General features: G+C 52.6%; 16 protein-coding genes. 13 read left to right on the top strand and 3 right to left on the bottom strand.

Annotated elements, in window-relative coordinates:
• The first annotated feature begins 53 nt into the window (after positions 1 to 53).
• Positions 54 to 233 (top strand): YoaH family protein, encoded by a 180-nt coding sequence (locus tag AOY24_RS05450; RefSeq protein ID WP_043000413.1) that lies wholly within the window; start codon positions 54 to 56, stop codon positions 231 to 233.
• A gap of 7 nt (positions 234 to 240) precedes the next feature.
• Here the strand turns inward: AOY24_RS05450 and AOY24_RS05445 are convergent, their stop codons facing one another.
• Positions 241 to 585, bottom strand: coding sequence for a RidA family protein (locus tag AOY24_RS05445; RefSeq protein WP_043000414.1), 345 nt, complete (start codon positions 583 to 585; stop codon positions 241 to 243).
• 129 nt (positions 586 to 714) lie between these two features.
• Between AOY24_RS05445 and AOY24_RS05440 the strand changes: the two genes are divergently transcribed.
• The 5 genes from AOY24_RS05440 (at position 715) to rnd (ending at position 7268) form a co-directional block, all read left to right on the top strand.
• Positions 715 to 2625 carry an ATP-dependent DNA helicase gene (locus AOY24_RS05440; RefSeq protein ID WP_044257647.1) on the top strand — a complete coding sequence of 637 codons (1911 nt, stop codon included), beginning with the start codon at positions 715 to 717 and terminating at the stop codon, positions 2623 to 2625.
• Between the two features lie 57 nt (positions 2626 to 2682).
• Complete coding sequence (tsaB, locus tag AOY24_RS05435) at positions 2683 to 3378, top strand: tRNA (adenosine(37)-N6)-threonylcarbamoyltransferase complex dimerization subunit type 1 TsaB (protein WP_044257648.1); 696 nt, start codon at positions 2683 to 2685, stop codon at positions 3376 to 3378.
• A 59-nt stretch (positions 3379 to 3437) separates the two neighbouring features.
• Positions 3438 to 4019, top strand: coding sequence for a Slp family lipoprotein (locus AOY24_RS05430; RefSeq protein ID WP_044264737.1), 582 nt, complete (start codon positions 3438 to 3440; stop codon positions 4017 to 4019).
• Between the two features lie 204 nt (positions 4020 to 4223).
• The gene (gene fadD, locus AOY24_RS05425) at positions 4224 to 5909 is read left to right on the top strand and encodes a long-chain-fatty-acid--CoA ligase FadD (RefSeq protein WP_061070023.1); all 1686 of its coding nucleotides are present in this window, start codon (positions 4224 to 4226) and stop codon (positions 5907 to 5909) included.
• 231 nt (positions 5910 to 6140) lie between these two features.
• Positions 6141 to 7268 carry a ribonuclease D gene (gene rnd, locus AOY24_RS05420; protein ID WP_082010091.1) on the top strand — a complete coding sequence of 376 codons (1128 nt, stop codon included), beginning with the start codon at positions 6141 to 6143 and terminating at the stop codon, positions 7266 to 7268.
• 44 nt (positions 7269 to 7312) lie between these two features.
• Here rnd and AOY24_RS05415 read toward each other — a convergent pair whose 3' ends face one another.
• Positions 7313 to 8398 (bottom strand): tartrate dehydrogenase, encoded by a 1086-nt coding sequence (locus AOY24_RS05415; RefSeq protein ID WP_043000420.1) that lies wholly within the window; start codon positions 8396 to 8398, stop codon positions 7313 to 7315.
• A 103-nt stretch (positions 8399 to 8501) separates the two neighbouring features.
• Between AOY24_RS05415 and AOY24_RS05410 the strand changes: the two genes are divergently transcribed.
• The 7 genes from AOY24_RS05410 (at position 8502) to AOY24_RS05380 (ending at position 15302) form a co-directional block, all read left to right on the top strand.
• Positions 8502 to 9419: a LysR substrate-binding domain-containing protein gene (locus AOY24_RS05410; RefSeq protein ID WP_054176281.1), complete on the top strand. Its 918-nt coding sequence runs from the start codon at positions 8502 to 8504 to the stop codon at positions 9417 to 9419.
• Between the two features lie 94 nt (positions 9420 to 9513).
• Entirely contained in the window at positions 9514 to 10152 is a 639-nt protein-coding gene (leuE, locus tag AOY24_RS05405) for a leucine efflux protein LeuE (RefSeq protein ID WP_043000422.1), read from the top strand.
• Between the two features lie 129 nt (positions 10153 to 10281).
• Complete coding sequence (locus AOY24_RS05400; RefSeq protein WP_054176280.1) at positions 10282 to 12258, top strand: acyltransferase family protein; 1977 nt, start codon at positions 10282 to 10284, stop codon at positions 12256 to 12258.
• Between the two features lie 167 nt (positions 12259 to 12425).
• Positions 12426 to 12788: a DUF1971 domain-containing protein YeaR gene (gene yeaR, locus AOY24_RS05395; RefSeq protein ID WP_054176279.1), complete on the top strand. Its 363-nt coding sequence runs from the start codon at positions 12426 to 12428 to the stop codon at positions 12786 to 12788.
• Positions 12789 to 12790: 2 nt separating this feature from the next.
• Entirely contained in the window at positions 12791 to 12973 is a 183-nt protein-coding gene (locus AOY24_RS05390; protein WP_012132688.1) for a DUF1869 domain-containing protein, read from the top strand.
• A gap of 253 nt (positions 12974 to 13226) precedes the next feature.
• On the top strand, positions 13227 to 13646 hold the full coding sequence (locus AOY24_RS05385) for a translesion error-prone DNA polymerase V autoproteolytic subunit (RefSeq protein WP_043000425.1): 420 nt from the start codon (positions 13227 to 13229) through the stop codon (positions 13644 to 13646).
• Between the two features lie 390 nt (positions 13647 to 14036).
• A complete protein-coding gene (locus AOY24_RS05380) occupies positions 14037 to 15302 on the top strand; it encodes a Y-family DNA polymerase (protein WP_044263724.1) in 1266 nt (421 codons plus the stop codon).
• Between the two features lie 64 nt (positions 15303 to 15366).
• Here the strand turns inward: AOY24_RS05380 and AOY24_RS05375 are convergent, their stop codons facing one another.
• Positions 15367 to 16203: an MBL fold metallo-hydrolase gene (locus AOY24_RS05375; protein WP_044257654.1), complete on the bottom strand. Its 837-nt coding sequence runs from the start codon at positions 16201 to 16203 to the stop codon at positions 15367 to 15369.
• Position 16204 lies beyond the last annotated feature (1 nt).

Below are 16204 nucleotides of genomic sequence, written 5' to 3'. Positions count from 1 at the left end.
ATGTTCCGGGTTGCATGAAATAATTAGCGCAGACAATTTAGCAGGAGTTAACGATGTTTGCAGGTTTACCTTCACTCAGTCACGAACAGCAACAGAAAGCGGTTGAGCGTATTCAGGAACTGATGTCACAGGGTATGAGCAGCGGTCAGGCGATTGCGCTGGTGGCCGAAGAGCTGCGCGCCACCCATACCGGTGAGCGGATTGTGGCGCGTTTTGAAGACGAAGACGAGTAGCCCCGGCTTACACCGCGGCGACGATTTTAATCTCAACTTTATATTTCGGGTTCATTAATCCAGCCTGAACCGTGCAGCGTACCGGCGCATGACCGGCCACAACCCAGGCGTCCCAGGCTTTGTTCATCGCTGCGAAATCATGCTTATCGGCAAGGAAAATGGTGGCATCAAGAATGCGTGACTTGTTGCTGCCTTGCTGTTCCAGCGCGGCGTCAATCTGTGCCAGCGTGTTGGCGGTCTGCTCGAAGGCATCGGCATCAAGGTTTGCTGGTACGCCAGTGTAGTAGAGCGTGTTGTTGTGGATCACCACGTCAGACCAACGATCTTCGGCATCAATACGGATGATAGTCATAAAGCCTTCCTTTTTTACGTTCTGCATAAAATGGCAAGACTGCCATATTGTCAGGGCGGCGTCACCTCTTCAACTGGCGTAAGCCGCTGCGGCCTGACATAATCCCTGTTCAAATCAACAGGGGGTAGTGTGACGGACGATTTTGCACCAGAAGGTCAACTGGCTAAAGCGATACCGGGTTTCAAACCGCGCGAACCACAGCGGCAGATGGCGATGGCCGTCGCTCAGTCCATCCAAAAATCACAGCCTCTGGTGGTAGAAGCCGGAACGGGGACAGGGAAAACCTACGCCTATCTGGCACCGGCGCTGCGCGCAAAAAAGAAAGTGATTATCTCGACCGGTTCGAAGGCGTTGCAGGATCAGCTATACAGCCGCGATCTGCCAACGGTGGCTAAAGCGCTGAAGTACACCGGAAGGCTGGCCCTGTTGAAAGGACGTTCAAACTATTTATGCCTGGAGCGCCTTGAACAGCAGGCGCTGGCGGGTGGCGATCTGCCTGTTCAGACCTTAAGCGATGTGATCCTGCTGCGCTCGTGGTCGAATCAGACCGAAGATGGCGACATCAGTACCTGTGTCAGCGTAGCCGAGGATTCTCAGGCCTGGCCGCTGGTCACTAGCACCAACGACAACTGCCTCGGCAGCGACTGCCCGCTGTATAAAGACTGTTTTGTGGTGAAAGCACGTAAAAAGGCGATGGACGCGGACGTGGTAGTGGTGAACCATCACCTGTTTCTGGCCGATATGGTGGTCAAAGAGAGCGGTTTCGGTGAGCTGATCCCGGAGGCGGAGGTGATGATTTTCGATGAAGCTCATCAGCTACCGGACATCGCCAGCCAGTATTTTGGCCAGTCGCTCTCCAGTCGTCAGCTAATGGATTTGGCGAAGGACATCACCATTGCCTATCGTACCGAGCTGAAAGACACCCAGCAGTTACAGAAATGCGCCGACCGTCTGGCGCAAAGCGCGCAGGATTTCCGCTTGCAACTGGGTGAGCCGGGATATCGCGGCAACCTGCGTGAACTGCTGGCCGATCAGCGGGTGCAGCGCGCGTTTTTACTGCTCGATGATACGCTGGAGCTGTGTTACGACGTGGCGAAATTGTCCCTTGGACGTTCGGCGTTGCTTGATGCCGCGTTTGAGCGCGCTACGTTGTATCGCGCACGTCTCAAACGGTTGAAAGAGATCAACCAGCCCGGTTATAGCTACTGGTACGAATGTACCTCGCGCAATTTTACCCTCGCGCTGACCCCGCTGACGGTGGCGGACAAGTTCAAAGAGGTGATGGCGCAGAAGCCAGGAAGCTGGATTTTCACCTCGGCAACGCTGTCGGTGAATGATGACCTGCATCACTTTACGGCGCGTCTGGGGATTGAAGAAGCGGAATCAATGCTGTTGCCGAGTCCGTTTGATTACACCCGCCAAGCCCTGCTCTGTGTGCCGCGTAATCTGCCACAAACCAATCAACCGGGCGCGGCGCGACAGCTGGCGGCAATGTTAAGACCGATCATCGAAGCGAACAACGGGCGCTGCTTTATGCTCTGTACCTCGCATGCGATGATGCGCGATCTGGCGGAGCAGTTCCGCGCTACCATGACGCTTCCGGTGCTGTTGCAGGGTGAAACCAGCAAAGGCCAACTGCTGCAACAGTTCGTCAGCGCGGGTAACGCGTTGCTGGTGGCGACCAGCAGCTTCTGGGAAGGGGTGGACGTGCGCGGCGATACGCTGTCGCTGGTGATCATCGACAAACTGCCGTTTACATCGCCAGACGATCCGCTACTGAAGGCACGGATGGAAGACTGTCGTTTACGTGGCGGCGATCCGTTTGATGAGGTGCAACTGCCCGACGCGGTGATTACGCTGAAGCAGGGCGTCGGTCGTTTGATCCGTGATGCCGATGACCGTGGCGTGTTGGTGATTTGTGACAATCGACTGGTGATGCGACCTTACGGCGCGACGTTTCTTGCCAGCCTGCCGCCGGCGCCGCGCACCCGGGATATCGCCCGTGCTGTGCGATTCCTCGCAATACCATCCTCCGAGTAATTTGTTACGGAGTATGGTAAGATGCGGGCCATTTTATTGATCTAAGCACGAAGACTCATGCGAATTCTGGCTATCGATACCGCCACAGAAGCCTGTTCTGTGGCGCTGTGGAACGACGGTACTCACTCTGCTCATTTTGAGCTTTGCCCACGAGAACATACTCAACGCATCCTGCCGATGGTGCAGGATATCCTTGCCGCTAACGGCACCTCTCTGACTGAACTCAATGCGCTGGCCTACGGGCGCGGGCCGGGCAGTTTTACTGGCGTGCGCATCGGAATTGGCATCGCCCAGGGGCTGGCGTTAGGTGCTGACCTGCCGATGATTGGCGTCTCCACGCTGGCGACAATGGCGCAGGGCGCATGGCGTAAAACCGGCGCGACTCGCGTTCTGGCGGCCATTGATGCGCGAATGGGCGAGGTCTACTGGGCCGAGTATCAGCGTGATGAAAAGGGCGTCTGGCACGGTGAAGAAACCGAGGCCGTGTTGAAGCCTGAGCAGGTCACCGAGCGCTTACAACAGCTTTCCGGCGAATGGGTGACTGTCGGGACGGGCTGGCCTGCCTGGCCTGAACTTGGCAAAGAGAGCGGACTGGCGCTGCGCGACGGTGACGTCCTGCTGCCCGCCGCGGAAGATATGTTGCCGATCGCCTGCCAGATGTTGGCTGACGGTAAAACCGTGGCGGTCGAACACGCGGAACCGGTTTATTTACGTAACAACGTGGCCTGGAAGAAACTTCCCGGAAAAGAGTGAATCTCAGTAGTATGACCCGTAAAACATCGGGTTAGCCGTTTGAGAAAAGGAGTCGCAGTATGGCGGTTCAAAAACAAGTTGTGAAAGGCCTGCTCGCGGGCGCCATCGCCCTCATGTTAAGCGGGTGCGTCACGGTTCCGGAGGCGATTAAGGGCTCCAGCCCCACGCCGCAGGACGATCTGGTGCGGGTGATGAATGCCCCGCAGCTGTATGTCGGACAGGAAGCGCGCTTTGGCGGTAAAGTGGTGGAGATTCAAAACCAGCAGGGAAAAACCCGTCTGGAAATTGCCACTGTTCCGCTCGATAGCGGGGCGCGACCGATTCTGGGCGAACCGTCGCGTGGTCGTATATACGCCAATGTGAATGGCTTCCTCGACCCGGTTGATTTCCGGGGGCAACTGGTGACCGTCGTTGGGCCGATTACGGGTACCGTTGAAGGTAAAGTGGGTAGCACGCCGTACAAATTCATGACCATGGACGTGACGGGCTACAAACGCTGGCGGCTTGCTCAGCAGGTGGTGATGCCACCACAACCGATCGACCCGTGGTTCTACGGCGGGAGAGGCTGGCCGTATGGCTATGGCGGTTGGGGATGGTACAACCCTGGTCCTGCACAGGTTCAAACGATCGTCACAGAGTAATGCGTTGTATTATCAGTAAAAGAAACAGCGGCTGGTCCGCTGTTTCTGTTTTATTAACGTCATAACAAAAATAAATAGTGACGCGCTTCGCAACCTTTCAGTTGAGTAATTAATAAACTGGTACGCTGAGTTAATATTATGTTAACGACTTGTTTATTATCTGGGGTTGAGATGACGACGAACACTCATTTTAGAGGTGATGCAGTGAAGAAGGTTTGGTTAAACCGTTACCCCGCAGATGTGCCTGCGGAGATCAATCCTGACCGTTATCAATCCCTGGTGGAACTGTTTGAACATGCTGTCGCGCGTTATGCCGATCAGCCCGCGTTTATGAACATGGGGGAGGTAATGACCTTCCGCAAGCTGGAGGAGCGTAGCCGCGCCTTCTCAGCTTACCTGCAACAGGGGCTGGGACTGAAAAAGGGCGATCGCGTCGCGCTGATGATGCCAAACCTGCTGCAATATCCGGTGGCGCTGTTTGGCATTTTGCGTGCCGGGATGATTGTGGTGAACGTCAACCCGCTTTATACCCCGCGTGAACTGGAGCATCAGTTAAACGACAGCGGCGCGGCGGCGATTGTAATTGTCTCCAACTTTGCCCATACCCTGGAAAAGGTGGTAGACAAAACCAGCGTGAAGCACGTCATTCTGACCCGTATGGGCGATCAGCTTTCCACGGCTAAAGGCACGCTGGTGAACTTCGTAGTGAAGTACATCAAACGACTGGTACCGAAATATCATCTGCCGGATGCGATCTCTTTTCGCAGTGCGCTGCACGCCGGGTACCGTATGCAGTATGTTAAACCGGAAGTGGTTTCTGAGGACCTGGCGTTTTTACAGTACACCGGCGGAACGACCGGAGTGGCGAAAGGGGCGATGCTGACGCACCGCAATATGCTGGCTAACCTGGAGCAGGTGAAAGCCACTTACGGACCGCTTTTGCATCCGGGTAAAGAACTGGTGGTGACCGCGTTGCCGCTGTACCACATTTTTGCCCTGACCATGAACTGCCTGCTTTTTATCGAGCTGGGAGGGCAGAACCTGCTGATCACCAACCCGCGCGACATTCCGGGGCTGGTTAAAGAGCTGGCGAAGTATCCGTTTACCGCGATGACCGGCGTGAACACTTTGTTTAACGCCTTGCTGAACAATAAAGAGTTCCAGCAACTGGATTTCTCTTCGTTGCATCTTTCTGCGGGCGGCGGCATGCCAGTGCAACAGGCGGTGGCAGAACGCTGGGTAAAACTGACAGGACAGTATCTGCTTGAAGGGTATGGCCTGACCGAATGCGCGCCGCTGGTCAGCGTTAACCCGCACGATATTGATTATCACAGCGGCAGCATCGGCCTGCCAGTGCCATCGACCGAAGCCAAACTGGTGGACGATGACGACAACGAAGTGTCGCCGGATCAGCCGGGTGAACTGTGCGTGAAAGGGCCGCAGGTGATGCTGGGCTACTGGCAGCGTCCGGACGCGACCGATGAAATCATCAAAGACGGCTGGCTACACACCGGTGATATCGCAGTCATGGACGATGAAGGCTTCCTGCGCATTGTCGATCGTAAGAAAGATATGATTCTGGTCTCCGGATTTAACGTTTATCCGAACGAGATCGAAGATGTGGTGATGCAGCATCCGGGCGTGCTGGAAGTGGCTGCCGTCGGTGTTCCGTCCGGCAGCAGCGGCGAAGCGGTGAAGATTTTTGTGGTGAAAAAAGAGGCTTCACTCACCGAAGAGGCGCTGGTCACTTTCTGCCGCCGTCAGCTCACGGGCTATAAAGTCCCGAAACTGGTTGAATTCCGCGATGAACTGCCGAAATCAAACGTCGGCAAAATTTTACGTCGAGAATTGCGTGACGAAGCCCGTGCCAAAGTGGACAATAAGGGCTGAGCGTTAAGCAACACGTCAAACGCCGGGTGAATCCGGCGTGAGAGTGATCGCAAACCTTATGCCGATACCGGACAAGCCGAGATCACCTTATTAAAAACCAGGAAAATCAATTTATTGATTTTCGGCTGATAACCACAAAGAAGGAAAAACCACGCTTTTTTCTTCTTTGTCAGCAATCTGACGCCGGGTGAATCCGGCGTTTTTTTTGGCGTAAACCGAAGAGAATGCAATTTGAATTACCAAATGATCACCACTGACGACGCGCTGGCGACCCTGTGCGAAGCGGTCCGTGCGTTTCCTGCGATTGCCCTGGATACCGAATTTGTTCGTACCCGCACCTATTATCCGCAACTGGGCCTGATTCAGCTGTTTGACGGCGAACATGTCGCGCTGATTGATCCGCATGGCATTAGCGACTGGTCGCCGCTGAAAGCGATTCTGCGCGATACCGCCATCACCAAGTTTTTGCACGCGGGCAGTGAAGATCTGGAAGTCTTTCTGAATGCGTTTGGCGAACTGCCGCAGCCGCTGATCGATACCCAAATCCTGGCGGCATTTTGTGGTCGTCCCCTGTCGTGGGGTTTTGCATCAATGGTGGAAGAGTTCACCGGCGTGGCGCTGGATAAGAGCGAGTCACGTACCGACTGGCTGGCGCGTCCACTGACTGAGCGCCAGTGCGAATACGCGGCAGCCGACGTCTGGTATCTGTTACCGATTGCCGGGAAACTGATGGCGGAAACCGAGGCGGCGGGCTGGTTGCCTGCGGCGCTGGATGAGTGTCGTCTGATGCAAACCCGTCGTCAGGAGATCCTGGCACCGGAAGATGCCTGGCGCGAGATCACCAACGCCTGGCAGCTACGCACGCGTCAACTGGCCTGCCTGCAACTGCTTGCCGACTGGCGTCTGCGTAAAGCGCGTGAGCGCGATCTGGCTGTTAACTTCGTGGTTCGCGAAGAGCACCTGTGGTCCGTGGCGCGCTATATGCCCGGCAGCATGGGCGAACTCGACAGCCTGGGGCTTTCTGGCAGTGAAATTCGCTTCCACGGCAAAACGCTGCTCTCGCTGGTTGCCAAAGCGCAGGCGTTGCCGGAAGAGGCGCTGCCGGAACCGCTGCTGAATCTGATGGATATGCCGGGTTATCGCAAAGCGTTTAAGGCGATCAAGGCGCTGGTGACGGAAGTGAGTACGGAACATCACGTCAGCGCAGAGCTGCTGGCGTCACGTCGTCAGATCAACCAGCTGCTCAACTGGCACTGGAAGTTAAAGCCGCAGACAACGGAACCTGAACTCATTTCCGGCTGGCGTGCGGCGTTAATGGCGACGAAGCTCAATACGCTATTACAGGAATACCCGCAATAAGCGGCTGTTGCCGGATGTCATTAGCGGCATCCGGCACGATGGTTTTACGACTCTAACACCTTACAAATGGCATCACCGACCTGCTGCGTCGATGCGCTGCCTTTCAGATCCGGCGTTTTAGGGCCAGTGGCAATGACGTGCTCAATCGCTGCCAGAATTCCGTCATGCGCGGCAGTGTACTTCGCTTCTCCTGCACCGAGGAAATCCAGCATCATCGCCCCCGCCCAGATGGTCGCAATCGGATTGGCGAGGTTTTTGCCATAAATATCCGGTGCGGAACCATGTACCGGTTCGAACAACGAGGGGAAGTTACGCTCAGGGTTCAGGTTAGCCGAGGGGGCAATGCCAATGGTGCCGGTACAGGCCGGGCCGAGATCGGAAAGAATGTCGCCAAACAGATTCGAGGCGACCACCACATCGAAGCGCTCCGGCTGCATCACAAAACGGGCGCAAAGAATATCAATGTGCTGCTTGTCCCAGCGGATATCGGGATAGTGCTGCGCCATGGCTTCTACGCGTGTATCCCAGAACGGCATACTGATTGCCAGACCATTGGATTTGGTCGCCGACGTCAGCGTCTTACGCGGGCGGCTTTGGGCTAATTCAAACGCATAGCGCAGAATACGATCCACGCCCCGACGGGTGAAAACGGACTCCTGGATGACCACTTCATGCTCAGTGCCTGGGTTGATATGTCCGCCCAGTGAAGAGTATTCCCCTTCAGTGTTTTCACGCACGACGTAGAAATCAATATCGCCAGGCTTCTTGCCGGCCAGCGGGCAGGGCACGCCGGGGAAGAGGCGAACCGGGCGCAGGTTCACATACTGATCGAATTCCCGACGGAATTTCAGCAGCGACCCCCACAGGGAAATATGGTCCGGAACCGTCTCCGGCCAGCCGACGGCGCCAAAGTAAATGGCGTCAAAGGAGGATAACTGTTCGCGCCAGTCATCCGGCATCATTTTCCCGTGCTCAAGGTAATAATCGCAACTGGCCCATTCGAACGTCTCAACGCTGAGCGACAGATCCCAACGTCTGGCGGCGGCCTGCAAAACGCGAATGCCTTCTGGCAGCACTTCCTTACCGATGCCATCACCAGCAATGGCGGCAATACGACAGGTTTTTTTCATACCAGTTCTCACTTGTAGGGTAGCAAAATTGACTTCCTCCTTATCCTATAATTGACTGATCCACAGTTAATCTCCCTAACTGGTGAAACATAAAACACAGATCATGAATAATCCTCCTCTGCTGACTGATTTACGCGTCTTTATGCTGGTCGCCCGTCGGGCGGGATTCGCTGCCGTCGCCCAGGAACTGGGGGTCTCACCCGCCTATGTCAGTAAACGCATTGCGCTGCTTGAACAGAACCTGAATGTGGTTCTGCTGCACCGCACCACGCGTCGCGTCACCATTACGGAAGAGGGTGAGCGCATCTATGAATGGGCGCAGCGTATTCTGCATGATGTCGATCAGATGATGGATGAACTCTCTGATGTCCGGCAGGTTCCGCAAGGGATGCTGCGCATCATCAGTAGTTTTGGTTTTGGTCGACAGGTGGTGGCTCCTGCGCTGTCCGCCCTGGCAAGACAGTATCCGCAACTGGAGTTGCGCTTTGATGTGGAAGACCGGCTGGTGGATTTGGCTAATGAAGGTGTCGATCTCGATATCCGTATTGGCGACGACATTGCGCCAAATTTGATCGCCCGCAAGCTGGGAACGAACTACCGAATCCTTTGTGCATCGCCGTCGTTCCTGGCACAGCACGGTACGCTAAAACAGCTTGCCGATCTTGCTACCTGTTCCTGCTTAGTGATCAAAGAGCGTGACCATCCCTTTGGGATCTGGCAATTGCAGAATAAAGAGGGGGAGCACGCCATTAAGGTGACCGGGCCGCTGTCATCGAATCATGGTGAGATTGTGCATCAGTGGTGTCTGGACGGACAGGGGATTGCGCTGCGCTCCTGGTGGGATGTCTGCGATAACATTGCCAGCGGTCATCTGGTGCATGTCCTGCCGGAGTATTACCAACCGGCCAATATCTGGGCGGTGTATGTTTCACGACTGGCGACGTCAGCCAAAGTGCGTATTACGGTGGAATTCTTACGCCACTATTTTGCCGAGCGCTATCCGGCATTCTCACTGAAATAAAGCGGGGGATAAGCGCTTCCCTTGGACTGGTGCATCCGTTAGCATATTGTTTCGCAGTTAAGCGAAAAAGTGGTTTCAGGAAGAAGAGGTTAACGTGTTTGCAGAGTATGGTGTACTGAATTATTGGACTTATCTGGTCGGGGCTATTTTTATTGTCCTGGTTCCGGGACCGAACACGATATTTGTGCTGAAAAACAGCGTCGGACGTGGAATGAAGGGCGGTTACCTTGCGGCAAGCGGGGTATTTATTGGTGACGCGGTGCTCATGTTTCTGGCGTATGCCGGGGTGGCGACGCTGATTAAAACGACGCCAGTGCTGTTTAATATCGTCCGCTATCTCGGTGCCTTTTACCTGCTTTATCTGGGCGCAAAAATCCTCTATGCCACGCTTAAAGCAAAAAGCGGTGAGACAACTGAAGACGCGGTTCCCTTTGGCGCCATTTTTAAACGTGCGCTGGTATTGAGCCTGACGAACCCAAAAGCCATTCTGTTCTACGTCTCCTTTTTTGTGCAGTTTATTGATGTGAATGCGCCGCACGCGGGACTGTCATTCTTTATTTTAGCGATCACGCTTGAAGTGGTGAGCTTCTGCTACCTGAGCTTCCTGATTATCTCGGGCGCCTTTGTCACCCAGTACATTCGTACTAAAAAGAAACTGGCGAAGATCGGAAACTCGCTGATTGGCCTGATTTTTGTCGGTTTCGCCGCACGGCTGGCGACCCTACAGTCGTAAGCCATGGAGCCCGCCATCGGCGGGTTTTTTATTGAGGTAAACGACAACAAAACAGCGTGTCATTGGCGGTTCACTTTTGAATAATCTCATGTAAAATCCGCACTTTATATTTCGTTCGCAGGATAATCGATGAAGTATCGTTCTGATATTGACGGCATAAGGGCGATTGCCGTATTGCTGGTGGTGTTATTTCACGCCGGATTTTCGCTATTTGCATCCGGTTTCATCGGGGTCGATATTTTCTTCGTCATTTCAGGCTTTCTCATCGCATCGATAATAAAAGACCGAATGGATGCGGGGCATTTCAGCTTTAGCGATTTTTATTTGCGTAGAATATGGCGATTGCAGCCAGCAATGCTGACAATGATGCTGCTCTGCGTTGTCATTGCGTCGCTATTCTGGTTGCCTGAAGATTATGCCTCTTTTCTCAAAAGCATAAAGCAGACGCTGCTGATTGTCTCAAACCGCTATTTTGGCGATGAAACAACCGCCTATGCAGCGCCTGATTCAAACGCCATGCTGTTGCTTCACACCTGGTCCTTATCCATCGAGTGGCAATGGTATGTCTTTTTCCCGGTAATCTATTACGTCATCCGTAAAAAAACGCACGAACGGGCGCTTAACTACCTGGCGCCATTGCTGACGATTGCAGGCATCTATATCGCCTGGCACTACTCAGGTGCGCATCCGACGAAAACGTATTATTTCTTCGCCTCCCGACTCTTTGAGTTCATGCTCGGTGTCTGTGCCTGTATTTATCTCCCGATGGCACAAAAAATAAACAAGATCGCGCTTAATAGCCTTTCGTTCATTGCGGTGGCGGCAATATTGTTTGTTAGCGTCAGAAGTGATGTCATTCTGGGTTATCCCAATGCTTACACCCTGATCGTTTGCGTCAGTACCGCGGTGTTAATTTTCACCGGTAGCCAGCAAAATATTCTGACCTGTAAATTGCTGTCATTCCCGCCGTTGGTCTGGCTTGGCACGATCTCCTATTCGCTTTATCTCTTTCATTGGCCGATTTTCGCGACACTGCACTACATCGGTATTACCAGTGTCTATGCCAGAATGGCTGGTCTGGGTCTGGCTGTGTTGCTGGCGATGGGATCATATTATTTCATCGAGAAACCCTACCGGAAGCCTCGTCAGTCGTTGAAAAAAACGCTGATTCTGCTGGTGGTTATCCCACTGATTGCCATTATTACCCTGATGTCGGTCAGTAAGCGTTTTGACGGATTTAGCTATCTACGATTCGGCGAGTCGTTAAGTCATATCAACCATGTGCTCAAAGAGACGAAGATAAAGCAGCGTCAGGATTGTATGAACGAAAACGTCACAGGAACCGATATGGCTTGTGTGGTGGGGGATAAAACCGCTTCTGAGAAAGCGCTCCTGATGGGCGATTCGCACTCTAATCAGTACTGGAATTTCTTCGATATTATGGGGAAAAATGCGCATGTTGCTGTTGATATGAAAGCGACTTCACTGTGCCTGGCGATTCCCCGTGTGTATCACGACGATCTCTATACTTATAAAGGCGATTATTACCGGGCCTGTCATGAGAATGTCAAAAAATACTATGAAGCGATCCGAAACCATAAGTATAAATATGTGATCATTTCTCAGGTCTGGGAAAACTATGCGGCATTCAGGGTCAGATCGCAGATTAAGGATTCCCCATCGCCTGCGGAATCTATCAATATTCTCACCCGAGCCACGGAACAGGCAATACAGGACATTATTGATGCCGGGGCGCAGCCGGTACTGGTGAAAACGATGTTCCCGATGCCGAAGAACTTCCTGACCTGTTTTTATGAACATTTTAAGACGCGGGGAGAGTATGAGCCTCAGGCATGCAACCCGAATCCACAGATTAATAAAAGTGTCTGGACGGAACCGTTTTTTGCCACGTTACAGGCCCGCTTCCCATCGTTGATTATTGTCGATCCCAAAAATGTGCAATGTCCTGACGGGCTGTGCAGGACGGAAATTGAGGGCATACCGCTGTATCGTGACGTCGGTCATTTAAATGATTACGCCACGAAAGCGTTGGGGGAGGTGTATCTGGAGCAATTTGGCAATCCATTAAAAACACCTGGTCGATAATATAGCAGGAGGAAAGCCTGGAGACAGGCTTTCCTCTGTCAGACAAAACCAGTGATGAATGTCACTTGCCCCCTTTGGTGTATTTAAAATGCCAGTTATGAGGCGTAACCTTTCTGGAACAGCGGTTTACTCACAATCGCATCCTACCGACTGGAAGAGGGAAGGACATGCTTCAGATTCCACAAAATCATATTCACACACGTGCCACGCCGTTCTGGAACAAAGAAACGGCACCTGCCGGAATTTTCGAACGCCACCTTGATAAAGGAACCCGACCGGGCGTTTATCCCCGTTTGTCGGTGATGCAGGGGGCGGTCAAATATCTCGGATATGCGGATGAACACAGTCCAAAAGCCGAAACAGTGATGATCATTGAAGCGGGCCAGTTTGGTGTGTTCCCACCGGAAAAGTGGCACAACATCGAAGTGATGAGCGATGACACCTATTTCAATATCGACTTTTTCGTCGCGCCAGAGGTACTGATGGAAAGCGCGAATCAACGAAAAGTCATTCATACCGGGAAGAAATAATCATGGGCAAAGCAACCTATACCGTCACTGTGACGAACAACAGTAATGGCGTCTCTGTCGATTACGAAACCGAAGCGCCAATGACTTTACTGGTGCCTGACGTCGCCGCTGAAGTGGTGAAAGATCTCGTCAATACCGTGCGTTCCTACGATACGGAAAATGAGCACGACGTCTGCGGCTGGTAAGTCACGCTATGCAGAGAGGAAACCGGCTGTCATCGCCGGTTTTTTTTCGCTTTCCGGAAATGCTCCCCCACACCTGTCCTGAAACGGCGGACGTCGTCACTCAGCGCAAAAATTTACAAACCGTATATTTGTAGGATCAATAAATGGTTACGCACAATGTGGCGACGCTTTGCGCAGCGGCGTGTTGCCAATGACTTGATCCCTGTCGGAGTTGAAATTACTGTATATAAAAACAGTATTAAAGGTGTGCATTATGACGTTGTACAGACCTGCGGAATGGCATGAAGTCATTACCTTTCCACTTTTCAGCGATCGGGTTCCGTGCGGATTCCCCAGTCCGGCGGCCGATTACGTTGAGCAGAGTATCGATCTCAACAAATTACTTGTTCAGCATCCCAGTTCGACTTATTTCGTCAGGGCTGCTGGCGACTCGATGATCGATGCGGGGATCGGCGACGGCGATCTGCTGGTGGTGGACAGTTCACGTACTGCCAGCCACGGAGATATCGTGATTGCGGCGGTGGAGAGGGAATTCACGGTGAAGCGGTTGCAGTTGCGACCTACCGTTCAGCTTAACCCTATGAACAGCGCCTATTCTCCCATCATCATCGGCAGTGAGGACGCCCTGGCGATTTTTGGCGTCGTGACATTTATTGTAAAGGCAGTGAGTTAACTATTGCTGCGTATTGTTCGTCCCCCAGGCGTTGCAAACCGTACACGGCTGGTTTCTTTGTGATTCCCCGGTGGCCTTAAGTGGTATCCCAATGGCAGGCAGGTTAATGAGTAATTAACCTGCCTGTTTTGTGAGCAGACATACCCACTTCGGTTTACGTTGTTACGGAGAGGAACGGAGATATCCGACTGACGTAGGGATACGGCATGCGAACAAACTTGATTAACAACGTCATGTCACTCACCCACAGGGTTATGCACCGTTTCTGTGGATAACCGACCACGTTTTCAGGCAGAACAATCCACTAAAAAAAGCGCCAGAATTTTGCTTGCAAGTTAAAAAATATCTTAAATAATACTGTATATAAATACAGTTTCTATGGGGTGTGACGTGTTTGCGTTATGCGATGTGAATTCATTTTATGCGTCCTGTGAGACGGTGTTTCGGCCCGATCTGAAAGGCAAACCGGTTGTTGTGCTGTCAAATAACGATGGTTGCGTGATTTCCCGTAGTCCCGAAGCGAAACCGTGGGTGGTCATGGGAGCGCCCTATTTCAAGCAAAAAGAGGCGTTCCGGCGTCATGGGGTGGTGTGTTTCAGTTCGAATTATGAACTCTACGGCGACATGAGCAATCGGGTCATGTCGACGCTCGAAGCGCTATCACCACGCGTTGAAATTTACAGTATCGATGAGGCCTTTTGCGATTTGACGGGAGTCCGAAACTGTCGGGATCTCACGGATTTTGGCAAAGAGATCCGCGACACGGTCTTAAAGCGGACACATCTGACACTCGGCGTGGGGATTGCACAGACAAAAACGCTGGCCAAGCTGGCCAACCACGCGGCGAAGAAGTGGCCGCAGCAGACGGGTGGCGTTGTGGATCTGTCGAATCTCGAACGGCAGCGAAAACTGATGGCGGCTCTGCCGGTTGATGAGGTGTGGGGCGTTGGTCGTCGTATCAGTAAAAAGCTGACCGCGATGGGCATAGAAACGGTACTCGATCTGGCGGATACGCACATCGCGGTGATACGCAAGCACTTCAATGTCGTACTGGAAAGAACCGTGCGGGAGTTACGCGGTGAGCCTTGCCTGGCGCTTGAGGAGTTTGCGCCCGCGAAGCAGGAGATCGTTTTTAGTCGCTCATTCGGCGAGCGCATTACGGAATACGAACAGATGCGCCAGGCGATTTGTGCTTATGCGACGCGCGCGGCGGAGAAGCTCCGGAGTGAGCATCAGTATTGCCGGTTCATTTCGACATTTGTGAAAACGTCGCCGTTTGCGCCGAATGAAACCTGGTACGGCAATAGCGCGTCCGTAAAACTGCTGACACCGACACAGGACAGCCGGGACATCATCAGCGCAGCCACGCGATGCCTGGACGCTATCTGGAAAGAGGGGCATCGTTATCAGAAGGCTGGAGTCATGCTCGGTGATTTTTTCAGTCAGGGCGTGGCGCAACTCAATCTGTTCGATGATAACGCACCGCGTCCCGGCAGCGAGAAGTTGATGGAAGTTCTGGATACGCTCAATGCCAAACAGGGAAGAGGAACGCTGTACTTTGTCGGGCAGGGGATTCAGCCACCATGGCAGTTAAGACGGCAGATGCTTTCTCCGCGCTACACCACGCGTTTTTCCGATCTGCTGGTGGTCAGGTGATCGTCGCTGCAGGTATGAATCATCGGGAGACAGAAAACACGGTCTCCCTTCACATAATCTGCTCCTACATGGGGAAAGTCAGCGTGAGTCCCACGCCCGTTTCTTTGAGATCCACATAACGGGACAGATGGATTTTTGCGGCAAGATCGGTGCAATGGCTGGGATAAAGCGTAGTAGCCGACAATGCGCTAAGATATTTCCCGGTTTCCGAGAGTAAGGATTCATCAGCATTAAGGAGATGAAAGCCGCCTATAACGGAAGCAATTTTCGATTCTCCAGTGACTGATTTTGCGTGCTCAATAATATTACAAATCCCGGCGTGGGAACATCCGGTGACAATCACCAGTCCATCCTTTGTCTTAATTGCCATTGCACTATCATCAATCACGTAATCAGCCGTTAACTCACCATCATGATTATGTGTGTGGCCTACCGGATTTTGCGCTTCAAAATGGTTAAGGCGGGGGATTTGCCCTAAAAAAGTGATGTCTTCGGATAATTTCAGGGGTTGTGTGGAACTGACGATATTAAAGAAGTAATCAAAACAAAGGGCATTATGGTTCATCCCAATGGGTTTCGACTCATAAAATTTAGGCGTAAATGCGGCGGGGTGGGCGATGATATCGACTTTCTTTGCTGGAGATGATGGAAGTCTGTCGTAATGCTGGAATAAATGGTTTAACCCCCAGGTGTGATCGTTATGTCCATGTGATAATACAATTTTATCAATGTGCGTAAGATCGATATCCAGGATCTGTGCATTTTTTAAAAAAATATCAGAATAGCCAACGTCAAAAAGAAGTTTTAAGCCTGAGCATTCAATGTAATAGCAAACGCCAGGTTCTCCGGTCAAATACCTGTCAATGTAAGTATTGTTATCTACCAGTATGGTTAATTTCATC

Origin of the sequence: Citrobacter sp. CtB7.12 (assembly GCF_001297795.1) — a bacterium.
GTDB lineage: Bacteria > Pseudomonadota > Gammaproteobacteria > Enterobacterales > Enterobacteriaceae > Citrobacter_A > Citrobacter_A amalonaticus.
The sequence above is the reverse complement of the archived record's forward strand: the minus strand, read 5'-3'. Positions and strand labels throughout refer to the sequence as shown.